This window comes from Sphingomonas changbaiensis NBRC 104936 (assembly GCF_000974765.1).
GTDB lineage: Bacteria > Pseudomonadota > Alphaproteobacteria > Sphingomonadales > Sphingomonadaceae > Sphingomonas_B > Sphingomonas_B changbaiensis.
Genome location: NZ_BBWU01000002.1, coordinates 23,552 through 37,786, shown reverse-complemented (window position 1 = coordinate 37,786; position 14,235 = coordinate 23,552). Strand labels below are relative to the sequence as shown.

Here is a 14,235-nt window from a genome sequence, read left to right as displayed (position 1 = left end):
CGCGTCGCGGCCCCCCTCCCCGTTCCGAGGAGGAGCTTAGGGCTGGACGCCGGCCCTTCCCTCCCGCAAAGCCGCGCCCATGGGCTGGAGCTTTGCAATCGACCGCGGCGGCACATTCACCGACATCGTCGCCCGCACCCCTGACGGCCGGCTGATCACGAAGAAGCTCCTGTCCGAAGACCCAGAACGCTACGACGACGCCGCGACGGCCGGCATCGCCGCACTGATCGCGGAGCACGGGCCTGGGCCGATCGACAGCGTCAAGATGGGCACGACCGTCGCGACCAACGCACTGCTCGAGCGCAAGGGCGAGCCGTTGCTGCTGGCGATCACGCACGGGTTCGGCGATGCGCTCAGGATCGGATATCAGGCGCGGCCCGATATTTTCGCGCGGCAGATCCGGGTTCCCGAACCGCTCTATTCGGACGTGATCGAAATCGGCGAGCGGGTGACTGCCGCGGGCGAGGTGCTGCTGCCGCTCGACGAGGACCGCGCCCGCGCCGATTTCGCCGCCGCCCGCGCGCGCGGGTTCAAGGCGATCGCGATCGTGCTGATGCACGGGTGGAAATACCAGGCGCATGAAGCACGGCTGGCGGAGATCGCGGCAGAAGCGGGGTTCGAGCAGATTTCCGTCAGCCACAAGGTCGGACCGCTGATCAAGCTCGTCGGACGCGGCGACACGACGGTGGTCGACGCATACCTGTCGCCGGTGCTGCGCCGCTATGTCGAGCGCGTCCGCGCGAACCTGGACGACGGCGCGCCGCTGCTGTTCATGCAGTCGAGCGGCGGGCTGGTCGAGGCGTCGAGCTTCAGCGGCAAAGACGCGATCCTGTCCGGGCCGGCCGGCGGCATTGTCGGCATGGCCAAAACAGCCGCCGAGGCCGGGTTCGACAAGGTGATCGGCTTCGACATGGGCGGCACCTCCACAGACGTGTCGCACTATGCTGGCCAGTATGAGCGCTCGACCGAACGCGTGGTCGCGGGCGCCCGGGTGCGCGCGCCGATGCTGGAGATCCACACCGTCGCGGCGGGCGGGGGATCGATCTGCCGCTTTGACGGGGCACGGCTGCGGGTCGGGCCCGAATCGGCCGGCGCGGTGCCAGGCCCCGCCTGCTATCGCCGCGGCGGCCCCCTGACCGTCACCGACTGCAACGTGCTACTGGGCAAGATCAGGCCCGATCATTTCCCGGCCGTGTTCGGCCCGAACGGCGACCAGCCGATCGACATCGACGTCGTACGCGAAAAATTCGAGGCGATGGGCGCCGAAGCGGACATGACGCCCGAGGCTCTGGCCGACGGATTCCTGCGCATCGCGGTCGACAATATGGCGAACGCGATCAAGTCCATTTCGATCGCGCGCGGGCACGACGTGACGCGCTACACCCTCGCCTGCTTCGGCGGCGCCGGCGGCCAGCATGCGTGCCTGGTCGCCGACGCGTTGGGCATGAGCCGGGTAATGATCCACCCGCTGGCCGGCGTCCTGTCGGCGCACGGCATCGGAATCGCGGATCGATCGCTGATCAGGCAGCAGACATTTGCGCGACCATTGGGCGAGGCGCTGCCCTTCGAACCGCTGGAAGCGAGCGCGCGCGCCGAACTGGTCGCGCAAGGCGTGGCGGACGTGACGGTCAGGCGCCGCGCGGCCCTGCGCTACGAAGGCAGCGACAGCACGCTGGAGGTGGGGATCGGGTCGCCGGCCGAGATGCGGGACGCGTTCGAGGCGGCGCACCGGGCGCAGTTCGGGTATGTCGCGCCGGAGACGGCGGTGATCGTCGAGACGCTGGTGGTGGAGGCAATCGCAAGGGAAGAGGAAGAAGTTCCGTTCGTGTCGAGCGAAGTCGAGACACGCTTCTCGACTTCGCTCGAAGCGAGCGGAGTTCTGGATCGAGCTAGCCTCTCCCCGGGCACGACCGTCCCCGGCCCCGCGATCATCACCGACGCGTCCGCCACCACGGTCGTCGAGCCTGGCTGGACCGCGCGCGTGGACGCGCACCTGAACCTGATCCTCGAACGCACCAGCCCCCGCGAGTCTGCACCCGCGATCGGCACCAGCGTCGATCCGGTAATGCTGGAGATTTTCAACAACCTGTTCATGGCTGTCGCCGAGGAAATGGGCGTCGCGCTTCAGAACACGGCCACCAGCGTCAACATCAAGGAGCGGCTCGATTTCTCCTGCGCGCTGTTCGACCAGGAAGGCGCGCTGATCGCCAACGCACCGCATATTCCGGTGCATCTGGGATCGATGGGCGACAGTATTCGCACGATCATCGAGGCGCGCGGCGATCACCGGGACGGGCGCGGGATCAGGCGCGGCGACGTCTATGTGCTGAACGCGCCTTATCGGGGCGGCACGCACCTTCCGGACGTGACCGTCATCATGCCGGTGTTCGTCGACGCCGACCCGGCGCCGGCCTGGTACGTCGCCGCGCGCGGGCATCACGCCGATATCGGCGGCATCGCGCCGGGATCGATGCCGCCCGACAGCAAGTCGGTCGAGGAGGAAGGTATCCTGCTCGACAATATGCTGCTGGTGGACGAGGGCCGCTTCCTCGAAGCCGAGATGCGCGCGATCCTGGCATCCGGCCGCTGGCCCGCGCGCAATCCGGACCGCAACATCGCCGATCTGAAGGCGCAGATCGCCGCCTGCGCGCGCGGCGCCGCCGAGCTGCAGCGGGTCGCGGCGGACTATGGTCGCGAGGTGATCGACGCGTACATGCGCCATGTCATCGCCAATGCCGAAGAAGCGGTGCGCCAGCTGATCGGGCGAGTGTCCGACGGCCAATTCGCCTACGAGATGGACAATGGCGCGGTTGTGAAAGTAGCGGTGACGGTGGACCGCGAAGGGCGGTCCGCGGCCATCGACTTCACCGGCACATCGCCGCAACTGCCCGACAATTTCAACGCGCCGAGCTCGATCGTTCGCGCGGCAGTGCTCTACGCGTTCCGAACGCTGGTCGACGACGCGATCCCGATGAATGACGGGTGCCTCAGGCCCATCCGGCTGGTGATCCCGGAAGGGTCGATGCTGGCGCCGCGCTATCCGGCGGCGGTGGTCGCCGGAAACGTCGAGACAAGCCAGGTGGTGACCGACACGATTTTCGCTGCGCTCGGCGCGCTTGCGCCAAGCCAAGGCACGATGAACAACCTGACCTGGGGCAACGAGCGCTATCAATATTACGAGACGATCGCCGGCGGCGCGGGCGCTGGGCCGGGCTTCGACGGCGCGAGCGCGGTGCAGACGCACATGACCAACTCGCGCCTGACCGACCCGGAAGTGCTGGAGGAACGCCATCCGGTGCTGCTTGAGCGTTTCGCGATCCGCCGCGGATCGGGCGGCGGCGGCGAATGGCAGGGCGGCGACGGCGTCCAGCGGCGCATCCGCTTCCTCGAGCCGATGACCGCGAGCGTCCTGTCGAACCGCCGGCGCGTGCCGCCACGCGGGATTTGCGGCGGCAGCGACGCGATGCCGGGCGTGAACCGGGTGGTGCGCGCGGACGGACGCGAGGAGGTGCTGAGCGCGACGGCTTCGGCCGCGATGGATGCAGGCGAAGTCTTCGTGATCGAGACGCCGGGCGGCGGCGGATACGGACGCGAAAGCGAGGCTCGATGAGCGTATCAAACTCGGTTTGGGCTGAGCCTGTCGAAGCCCTCCCTTCCCTTTTAGCTCCAGGCGCAAAGAAGACGGGAGGCCTTCGACAAGCTCAGGCCAAACCGCGTAGAAAAGGACGGCATTGACCAATTACCTCCCCCTGACCGGCATCCTGATCGTCGTTGTGGGTTTCCTGCTGCGGCTGAACCCGCTTGCCGTCGTCACCGCGGCGGCGCTGGCGACGGGCCTGGCGGCGGGCAAGGGGCTGGTCGAGGTGATTGGCGTTCTCGGCAAGGCGTTCAACGACAGCCGTTATGTGTCGATCATCTGGATCGCGCTGCCGGTAATCGGGCTTTTGGAACGCTATGGGCTGCAGCAGCAGGCGCGGCGGATGATCACGCGGTTCCGGCGCGCGACGACCGGGCGGCTCCTGATCGGCTATATGGCCTTTCGCCAGCTGAGCGCGGCGCTTGGCCTGACCTCGATTGCCGGGCACGCACAAACGGTCCGCCCGCTTGTCGCGCCTATGGCGGAAGCCGCCGCGGAACGAGATGCTGAACTCGATGAGGACATGCGCGAGCGCGTAAAGGCGATGGCCGCCGCGACGGACAATGTCGGCCTGTTCTTCGGCGAAGACATCTTCATCGCGATCGGATCGATCCTGCTAATCGTCGGCTTCCTGGACCAGAACGGCATCCATGTCGCGCCGCTCCATCTGTCGATCTGGGCGATCCCCAGCGCGATCTGTGCCTTCCTGATCCATAGCGCACGGCTGCTTTGGCTAGACCGGAAGCTGAAGAAATGATCGGCTTGCCCGCGCTTTATACGTTCACCGGGCTGATCTTCGCGGCCTATGCGATCCTGAGCATCGCTCGGCGCCGGATCGGCAACGCGGCTTTCTGGGGCTTGATTGCCGCGAGCTTCCTGGGCGGCGATCGTTTCGGCGATTTCGGCAACGGCCTGCTGGTGCTCGCGCTGGTGGCGCTCGCCGGGACCGGCGCGCTGAGGAAACCCGATGTCGGTGATGAAGCGGACGACGGAGCACGGTACGGCAATCGCCTTTTCCTTCCTGCGCTCATCATCCCCGTCACGGCGCTCGGGGGCACGTTCCTGCTGCCGGGATCGGGCCTGATCGATCCGAAGCAGATCACGCTCGTCTCGCTCGGGCTGGGCGTCATCCTTGCGCTCGTCGCCCTTTATGCGTGGCTGCGGCCGCCACCACTCTCCGCACTTGAGGAAGGGCGGCGGTTGATCGACGCAGTCGGCTGGGCGGCGGTGCTGCCGCAGATGCTTGCGAGCCTTGGCGCGGTATTCGCCGTGGCTGGTGTGGGCGACCTGGTCGGCGGCATGGCCACCACGGTGATCCCGCACGACAGCCTGTTCGCGGCCGTGCTCGCCTACACACTGGGCATGGTGCTGTTCACGATGATCATGGGGAACGCCTTTGCCGCCTTTCCGGTGATGACGGCAGCGATCGGCCTGCCGCTGCTGGTCCACGGCTTCGGCGGCAACCCGGCGATCGTCTGCGCGATCGGCATGCTCGCCGGTTTCAGCGGCACGCTGATGACGCCGATGGCGGCCAACTTCAACATCGTGCCCGCAGCGCTGCTGGAGCTGAAGGACCGCAATGCCGTAGTGAAGGCGCAGGTCGGCACCGCCCTCCCCCTCCTCGTCTGCAATATCGCCCTGATCTACTGGCTGGGATTCCGATGACCGAGACACTCACTCCCGAAGTCGCCGCACGCTTTGCCGAAATCGCGCTGGGCCACGTCACGCGCGAATATCCGCACAAGCTCGATCATGTGATGGACGGGCCGGAGGACGTGCAGTCGCCGGCGCGGCTGCATCCGATCTTCCACGGCAGCTTCGACTGGCACAGCTGCGTGCACGGCTATTGGCTGCTGCTGCGCGTGCGGCGGCTGTTTCCGGACCTGCCCGTCGCGAGGCGGATCGAGGCGCTGGCGGACGAGATGCTGACGCCGGAAAAGGTCGCCGGCGAACTCGCCTATCTCGATCGCGCCTATTCCGGCGGGTTCGAGCGGCCCTATGGTTGGGCCTGGGCGATCGCGCTTCAGGTCGAGGCGGCGCGGCACACCGATCGCGATTGGGGCGAAGCGCTGCACCCGCTGGCCGAAGCCTTTGCCGAGCGGTTCAAAGCCTATCTGCCCCGCCTCACCTATCCGATCCGGGTCGGCACGCATTTCAACTCCGCCTTTGCGCTGACGCTCGCGCGCGAATGGCCGGACGAGGACTTGCGCCGGCTGATCGCGGACAAGGCGCGCGGCTGGTTCGGCGAGGACCGCGATTGCCAGGCATGGGAACCGGGTGGAGACGAATTCCTGTCCTCAGCGCTCTGCGAGGCGTTGTTGATGCGCCGTGTGATGGGCCTGGAATTCGCGGACTGGTTCGCCGGGTTCCTGCCACGGCTGGCCCAGGGCGAACCACGCAGTTTGCTCGAACCCGTCTATGTTTCGGATCGCAGTGACGGCAAGATCGCCCATCTGGACGGCTGCAATTTGAGCCGCGCCTGGTGCTGGCGTGAGATTGCGCCGGCCCTGCCGGATGATCTTGCCGCTATTGCGCGCGATGCCGCCGACCGACACCTCGCCGCCAGCCTGCCGCACGTCGCCGGCGATTATATGGGCGAACACTGGCTCGCCACCTTCGCGATGCTGGCGCTAGAGGCCTAGGCCGCGATCCTCAGGCAGTTCCGGCCTTCCGCCTTTGCGCGGTAGAGCGCGACATCCGCGTCCTTGAGCAGCGAAGCGATGGTGCTTCCAGTCGAAGCCGACGCGACGCCGACACTCACGGTGACCGGAATCTCCACATCCGCGCTCGCGCAGGCGCCCCGGAGCCGCTCGGCGGCGCTGCCGGCCTGCACGATAGAGGCTTGCGGCATCAGGATCGCAAACTCTTCCCCGCCCAAGCGGCCGATTAGATCCCGCTCGCGAACGCAGGCCGTCGCAATCGCCGCGACGCGCTTCAGAACTTCATCGCCGACAGCGTGGCCGTGCCGATCGTTGACGCGCTTGAAATGATCGATGTCGAACACGGCGAGGGAAAGCGGCGTGCCCGCCTTGCGCGCTTCTGCCAATTGCTCCTCGAAATAGGCGAGGAACGCCCGACGCGACGCGACGCCGGTGAGTTCGTCGGTGGACGCCAGCAACAGCGCCGCCTCGGCGTCTCGCTCGGCACGCTGCCGCGCCTCGTCCAGATGCGCGGCCAGCGCGATGCGGTCGGAAATGTCCGTCAGGATACCGGCCGAGCCGACGAGCTCGCCCTCGGCGCCTTCGAGCCGATGGACGCGCGCTTCGGCCCATCGCTCCTCGCCGGCGGCGGTGTAGAACCGGAATTGATAGTCGACAGAGTCGAACAAGCCGAGCTTCAGCCCTTCGAGACGTTTCAGGAAATCCGCACGGTCCGCGGCAAGGACGGGGCTGAGGAATGAGGTGCCGAGCGATTGTTCGACCATGTAACCGGTCAGCCGCTCCCAGGCCGGATTGAGGAACGTCCACCTGCCATGGACGTCGGTGCGGAAAATCACGTCGTTCACCACGTCAACCACCGCGCGGAACTGCGCCTCGCTTTCCTGCAGCTTCCTGCCGAAGCGATCGCGCTCGCCCAGCACTGCGGCGACGGGAAGCGAGGTCAGGAACGTCGTCACCAGGAACAGCTGGACCAGAGTGAGTTTGGTGCTGATCGTTTCACCAGCAAATGCCAGCGGGCCGGTGCCCAGGGCGCCCCCAATGGCCCCCACCGTGATCACGATCAGCATTGCGAAGACGGCTCCCACTCCGCGCATGCGGAACGTGGCCAGCAGCACCGCCGGCGAGACCAGGAACGCGACCGGCCGCGCGCTCTGAAGAAACACGAACGCGCTGATCACTAGAACCAGGCTGAGCGACAGTGCGGCATCAACCCTGCGGCGGCCACTGAGCTTGACCCCGGAGCGCACCGCTCTCCCGCCAATCAGCAGCAGCGGAACGACGATCAGCAGGCCGAGTGCGTCGGCCGAAAACCAGGCAAGCCATGACGCACCGAAGGGCTCGCCGCGCGTCATCAGCGCCAGGGCGGCAATCGATCCGGACAAGGTGACGGCCAACACGCAAACAAGCACGAACACGAACAGATCGCGCGGTCTTTCCAGGTCTGGCCGGGCGCGCAGTACATTCTGGAGCAGCAGCGCCGCGGTGGCGCTCTCGATCAGGTTGGCGGTTGCAAAGGCGAGAGACACGACGGCCGGGCGGCCGGAATAAAGGCTGACGCCGATACAGACCAGGAAGACGAGCGCGGATGCCAGGAACCACTCGCGCCGCGGCCGGACCAGCATGTAGGCGAGGAGAACCGCGTTGCAGGGCCAGAGCGCCGCCAGGCCGTTTGACCAGCGCGCCACTTCCGGCGTGAACCAGTTGAGGCATAGATAGGCCGCAGCGACGAGCAGCGCTTCGCCGCAAACGCTCTTCCAGCGACCGGATCGGGCAAGGTTCACACCGCGGTGCTAGCGAGGCAAGCTTACCGTCTTGTTAACCGAACCCGGAAACCGATCGACCAAATCCCTTGCGCACCGGTGCGCTTAAGGCCATTTAGATTCCCAAAAAAACGGGCGCGTGCGTGGAGGCGGGCACCTGCATCGGCAGGGCCGCGCTCGGCCGTTGGGGGAATATATCGTGCGTGCGTTGATGCTAGCCGCCGGCCTGGTCGGCATTCTTGGCTCCACTCCGCTTGTGGCCGCCAACCAGCGGCCCAGCCTTCAGGACAGCTTCGCGCTCGGGTCCGATGCCGAAAGCCTTTGTCAGGTCGAATCGAAAGGCCGTGATCCGGCGATCGGCGGCATCTTCGATCGCGCCTGGGTCATCATCTGCCGCGATGCATCGCGTCCGATCGGGCACCTCTACGGCTTGCGCGGGAATGCTGAAGCCATCGCGCAGCGTCTGGCGGCGATCCGGGTCGCCGAAGCCCGCTGCGACGCCGCGGCCGGGGAAGCAACCATCGAGGATCTCGGCAGCGTCAGCCGCACCGATTGCCGTCTGAACGATGCCGATGTCGGCTACCGGGTCTATCAAGTTCGGCGTGGTGACACGGTGTGGGTGGCCGAAGGGCTATCGGGCTATGACGATGCGCTGAAGCTGGGGCTTCGCACCGTCGTGGCCGACCGGATCGTTCCGGGGAAGATCGAGGTCGCGACGACCGGCGGCAGCGATCCGATCGCCTTTGCTCGCGTCCAGGCCGGATCGCTGGACCCCGACCGCGCGCTTGCCGAGGGGTATCGTCGCAACAATGCCGGCGCCTATGCCGAGGCGGCCGAGTTCTTCGGAACCCTGCAGCAGCGCGCCGACATGGACCGGACCGGCGAATACCTGATCAACGAAGCGCTGCAGAAATCCAACCTCGGCCAGTTCGCAGAGGCCGACCGGCTGTTCGCCGAAGCCGAGCGCATCCCGACCGCCGACCGGGTGCAAACCCGTCTGCGGCGCAACTTTCTGACGCTGCACCTGATCAACCAGCAAAAGCTCGACGCGGCGCTGGCCGAACTCGACCGGCCGGTGGTGCCGCTGACCGAACCGATGCGGGTGATCGGCGGCGCGGTCGAGATCGGCAACGACGTCGCGGCCGAAATCAACTCGGGCACAGCGAGCGAGCGGCTCGGCACCACGGAGGCCGGTCAGCTGACACCGGAGGAGCGCGCGATCATCCTCGACGCGCAGGCGCTGCAGCTGCGCGGCACCGTGTACCGGCTGAAGGGCCGCAATGCCGAGGCGCTGCCATTGCTGGAAGAAGCGCTCCGCCAGGCGCAGTCGGTGCGGCAGGGCCGCGTCGTGTCGATCATCCGCCTGCGTTCGCAAATCCTCGCCGAAACCGGCGCCGCGCTCGAAGGATCGGGCAATGCGGCGGGTGCGGAGCAGCGGTTCCGGGAATCGATCGCCCTATTGGAACAGCGCTATCCGGATACCAACGTCGTCGCCGCGGCGCGTAGCCGCCTGGCAGCGTTCCTGGTCCGCCAGAACCGCCTCGACGATGCGCTCGCGCTCTACAAGGCGGTGGTCGCCGACGTCGTGCGTCGCGGCAATTCGACGACGGGCATGAGCAATATGCTTGCGCCCTATTTCGAAACGCTGGTGCAGCGCGCGCCGGCCAATCCGGCGCTGGTCGACGACTTTTTCCTCGCCACCCAGACCCTGGTGCGCCCCGGCGTCGCCGATACCCAGACCCAGCTCGCCCGCCAGCTGAGCCAGGGCGCAGGCGAAGCGGCGAGCCTGTTCCGCCAGGCCACCGTTCTCCAGCGTGAGGTGGAGCGCAGCCGCATCGGGCTGGCGAGCCTGCGCAACGCCGACCAGCCCAACGATGCGGCAATCACGGCAGCAGCAGCCGAACTGGACAAGCTCGAGCGCGACCAGGCCGTGATGCAGGCGAAGCTCTCTGCCTTCCCGCAATATCGCGCCCTGTCGACCGACACGCTGTCGATCGCGGACCTGCGCGCGGCATTGAAGCCGGACGAGGCCTATCTGAAGCTCGCGGTCGTGGGCCAGACCGTCTACGGCACCTACATCACGCCGACCGACGCGGCGATTTACCGGCTGCCGATCACCGCCGATCAGCTCGACACCCAGGTCGACAATCTGCGCGCGACCGTCTCGACGGTCGAAGATGGCCAGGTTTTCACCTATCCCTTCAACCTGACGCTTGCTCGCAACCTGTACGTCGAGCTGACCGGGCCGGTGGCGGACAAGGTCGCCCGCAGCAAGGCCGTGATTTTCGAGCCGGACGGGGCGATGCTCCGGCTGCCGCTCGCGCTGCTGCCGACCGACCAGGCGAGCGTCGATCGCTATGTCGCGCGCGCGGCGAAGCCCGGCGCGGACAAGTTCGATTTCACCGGCGTCCAGTGGCTCGGCCGAACCGCGAGGATCAGCACCGCCGTCTCCGCTCGCGGCTTCCGCGACGCGCGCAGGGCGGCACCGTCGTCGGCGCAAAAGCCGTATCTGGGCTTCGGCGAGAACGCCCCCGCCTTCACGCGCGTCTCGCTCGCCAGGGGTCCGAACGCGGCCGATCCCTGCCAATGGCCGCTCAGCGAATGGAACAAGCCGATTTCGGCGCAGGAGCTGAAGACGGCGGAAGCGGCGCTTGGTCCGGGTTCCGACGTGGTCACCGGCGCAGCATTCACGGACGAGGCGGTGATGGCACGGCCGGACCTCGCCAATTATCGCATCTTGCATTTTGCGACCCACGGATTCGTGACCGCGCCGCAGCCGCAATGCCCGGCGCGCCCGGCGCTGCTGACCAGCTTTGGCGACGCACAGTCGGACGGGCTGCTGTCGTTCAAGGAAATCTACGACCTGCACATGGATGCCGACCTGGTGCTGCTGTCAGCCTGCGATACCGCCGGTCGCGCGACCGTCGCCGCGACGCGTGAAGCCGGCGTCACCACCGGCGGCGGCAGCGCGCTCGACGGACTGGTGCGCGCGTTCATCGGCGGCGGTGCCCGGTCGGTGCTTGCCAGCCACTGGCCGGCGCCAGACGAGTTCCAGGCGACCGAGCGGCTGATCGGCGGCCTGTTTCAGGCGTCACCCGGCACCTCGATCGGCCGGGCGCTCCAGGCGGGTCAGGTCAAGCTGATGGACGATGCGCGGACCTCCCATCCCTTTTACTGGGCCGGCTTCGTCCTGGTCGGCGACGGCGCACAGCCGCTGGTGCGGATGAAGTGATCGAGCCTTGAGCGAAGCTGACCCAGCCGCCGGGAGAGCGGCCCAGCCCTTGTCAAAACGAACGGCGCGGATCGTTCGCCAGGTCGGCGCGCCGCGGCTGATCGCATCGGCGCTGGTCCTGCTGATCGGCGTGCTGGTCGCCCGGTTCAGCTGGGAAGTGCCGCTGATTTCCGATGCCGAGCGCGCGCTTTACGATTTCCGGCTGATGCTGACGACGGATCGCGCGGAGCAGGACCCGCGCATCCTGCTCGTCACCTACACCGACGATACGCTGATCAACACTCAGGTCCGCTCTCCGCTCGACCGCAAGATTCTGGCGGACGCGCTGCGCAATCTCGACAAGATGGGCGCGAAGGCGATCGCGATCGACATCATCGTCGACCAGCCCACGCCTAATGACGATTATCTGGTCGACGCCTTCCGGAGCATGAAGACGCCGACCTATCTCGCTTTTACCAGCGCGGCGACGAACGGGCGCTTTATCGAGCAGCGGCAGGAGGATTTCCTCCGCGATTTCCAGAGCAAGATCCGGACGACCGCGGTCCACCCGACGAGCATAGAGATCGAGACCGATAATGACGGCGTGGTCCGCAATTGGCCAAAGCAGCCAAAGACGCTGCCGCCGCTGCTGGCGCGGGCAGTGACCGGGGCCGCGGACAATTTCGACGATTATCACCGCGGCGTGCGGTTCCGCCTGCCGGCGTATCAGGATCGGCCTGTATTCTCGAAGCTGCCGATCGACCTCATTGCCAATCCCGACACGGCGGCACTGATGACCGATCAGGTGAAGGGCCGCTATGTGCTGATCGGCGGCGACCTGCTCGACCTCGACCTGTTCGAGACGCCGATGAAGAAGATCACCGGCGAACGAACGATCGGGCTGGAAGTGCACGCGACAATGCTGGCCCAGCTGCTCGACGGCGTCCAATATAGCGGCATCCCGCCGGGCTCGACCTGGGCGGTGGCGTTGCTGGTCATCATCGCCGGCACGCTTACGGCACTGCTCGACGCGCGGCCGTGGCGGATGGCTGTGCTGATGGTGGGACAGGCGATCTTCTTCGTCGCCCTGCCCTTTTACCTTCAATGGCACGGCATCGACACGCAATATCTCCCGGCGTTCGGTTGGGGCATCGGCTGGCTGCTCGCTTATTCGTCGGTGGGCGCGACGGCGCGCGCGGTCGGCTCGCAGCAGCGCCGCTTCGCCCAGTCCGCGCTCGGCAAATATCTGCCGCGCGACATCGCCAGCGAGATCCTGCGCGATCCGGACCGCCTCGCCCTGCACGGCGAAAAACGCGAGATTTTCGTCGTTTTCACAGACCTGGAAGGCTTCACCAAGCTCAGCCACGCGATCGAGCCGGAAATGGTCGCGTTCCTGCTCAACAAATATCTCGACACGCTCAGCGAGACGGTGCTGCGCTATGGCGGCACGATCGACAAATTCGTCGGCGACGCGGTGGTCGCGTTCTGGGGGGCGCCGATTTCCCGTCCCGACGATGGCGAGCGCGCCGCCCGCGCCGCCTGGGCGATGTACGAAGCGGGCGAGGCGTTCCGCAAGGACGTGCCGGAGGGCGTGCCGGCGATCGGCCGCACCCGCGTCGGCCTGCACTGGGGCGAAGCGATCGTAGGCAATTTCGGCGGCGAAGGACGTATCCAGTACACCGCGCTTGGCGACAGCATGAACACCGCGGCGCGGCTCGAATCCGCGAACAAGCCGCTCAACACCAAAGTGCTGGCCAGCAGGGCCGCGGTCGAGCGCTCCGGGCTCGACTGGTGGCGGCCGCTGGGCCGGATCACCCTGCGTGGCCGCTCGACCCCGGTCGAAATTTTCGAACCTGTGCCGGAATCCACAGCGGAAGAGCGCGCGTATCTGGCAAAGCTGCTCGAGCGGATCGATGCCGGCGATGAATCGGCCTTCGACGAGCTCGAATCCCTGGCGCTAACCAATGTTCGCGATGCAGCGCTGGCGAACTTGGTGTATCGTCTGCAGCATATCGAACCGGGAGGCAGTTATGATCTGGGCTAGCAAGAAGAGGATGGCGCGAGGATTCGCCGCGGCCGCGCTCACGGCGGCTCTGGCGGGAACGGCATTCGCGGGGCCGGTGGTGGTCCGCGCGGTCGGGCCTTCGGCACGGGCCTATCCTGTGGGCAAGCAGTTGGCCGACTCGGCACAGCTGGTGCTGAAGCCGGGCGATACGCTGGTGCTGCTCGATGCGCGCGGCACGCGCACGGTCAGCGGACCGGGCACCTTCGCTGCGGTCTCCAACGGAACGCGTGCCGGCGCGACACAGGTTGCGTCGCAAATCCTGAAGACCAACAGCGCGTCCGAGCGGCGAGGCGGAGCGGTGCGCGGCGGCCTGCCGACGATGGACACGCGCAGTCCCAACCTGTGGTTCGTCGACCTGAGCAAGAGCGGCACCATGTGCGTCGCCGATCCCGCGACGGTCCGCGTCTGGCGCGTATCGGGCGCCAAGGCCGCAGACGTGAAGATCACCGGCGCAGGCGCGTCGGGCGCGGTCAACCTGCCGGCCGGCGCGACTGTCGCCGATTGGCCGAAATCGGTCCCCGTCACCAATGGCGCCGAATATACGATCGTGACCGACGGGATGGCACCGGCCAAGATCAAGGTCGTGACCGTGCCGATGCCGTCGAATATCGAGGACACGGCCTCGCAGCTGATCGCCAAAGGCTGCAATACGCAGCTCGACCTGCTGATCGCAACGACGTCGGCCGGCGGCAACGCCGGGTGACGAAACTGCCCCTTCGTGCGACCGGCACGCGGGGCAAATGGTTGAAGCAAAAGGGGACGAGTGGTAGCTCGTCTTCGACAAGAGGCCATGACGAATCGCGTCAGGCATGCGGCATTCGGGGGGACGCGAACGCCGCACCCGCAGCAGAGCGTAGCAAGCGCCTGATCGGGCAGAATGATTTTGGGGGGCATTCATGCGT

At 66.9% G+C, this 14,235-nt stretch carries 8 protein-coding genes; 7 read left to right on the top strand and 1 reads right to left on the bottom strand.

The window, feature by feature from the left end:
* Positions 1-79: 79 nt before the first annotated feature.
* The 4 genes from SCH01S_RS00920 (at position 80) to SCH01S_RS00905 (ending at position 6,279) form a co-directional block, all read left to right on the top strand.
* On the top strand, positions 80-3,610 hold the full coding sequence (locus SCH01S_RS00920) for a hydantoinase B/oxoprolinase family protein (RefSeq protein ID WP_046346895.1): 3,531 nt from the start codon (positions 80-82) through the stop codon (positions 3,608-3,610).
* 121 nt (positions 3,611-3,731) lie between these two features.
* A complete protein-coding gene (locus tag SCH01S_RS00915; protein WP_046346894.1) occupies positions 3,732-4,394 on the top strand; it encodes a DUF969 domain-containing protein in 663 nt (220 codons plus the stop codon).
* Positions 4,391-5,302 carry a DUF979 domain-containing protein gene (locus tag SCH01S_RS00910; protein WP_046346893.1) on the top strand — a complete coding sequence of 304 codons (912 nt, stop codon included), beginning with the start codon at positions 4,391-4,393 and terminating at the stop codon, positions 5,300-5,302. The genes SCH01S_RS00915 and SCH01S_RS00910 overlap by 4 nt, the downstream gene beginning before the upstream one ends.
* On the top strand, positions 5,299-6,279 hold the full coding sequence (locus SCH01S_RS00905) for a DUF2891 domain-containing protein (protein WP_046346892.1): 981 nt from the start codon (positions 5,299-5,301) through the stop codon (positions 6,277-6,279). Before SCH01S_RS00910 ends, SCH01S_RS00905 begins: the two co-directional genes overlap by 4 nt.
* Here the strand turns inward: SCH01S_RS00905 and SCH01S_RS00900 are convergent.
* Complete coding sequence (locus SCH01S_RS00900) at positions 6,276-8,078, bottom strand: sensor domain-containing diguanylate cyclase (RefSeq protein ID WP_046346891.1); 1,803 nt, start codon at positions 8,076-8,078, stop codon at positions 6,276-6,278. The genes SCH01S_RS00905 and SCH01S_RS00900 overlap by 4 nt on opposite strands.
* A 178-nt stretch (positions 8,079-8,256) precedes the next feature.
* Here SCH01S_RS00900 and SCH01S_RS00895 point away from each other — a divergent pair, with 178 nt between their 5' ends.
* Genes SCH01S_RS00895 through SCH01S_RS00885 form a run of 3 tightly spaced genes read left to right on the top strand, consistent with a single transcriptional unit; the run spans position 8,257 to position 14,036 of the window.
* Positions 8,257-11,289: a CHAT domain-containing protein gene (locus SCH01S_RS00895; RefSeq protein ID WP_245612125.1), complete on the top strand. Its 3,033-nt coding sequence runs from the start codon at positions 8,257-8,259 to the stop codon at positions 11,287-11,289.
* A 49-nt stretch (positions 11,290-11,338) separates the two neighbouring features.
* Positions 11,339-13,312 (top strand): adenylate/guanylate cyclase domain-containing protein, encoded by a 1,974-nt coding sequence (locus tag SCH01S_RS00890; protein ID WP_245612124.1) that lies wholly within the window; start codon positions 11,339-11,341, stop codon positions 13,310-13,312.
* A gap of 10 nt (positions 13,313-13,322) precedes the next feature.
* Entirely contained in the window at positions 13,323-14,036 is a 714-nt protein-coding gene (locus tag SCH01S_RS00885; RefSeq protein WP_052733699.1) for a hypothetical protein, read from the top strand.
* Positions 14,037-14,235: the final 199 nt, after the last annotated feature.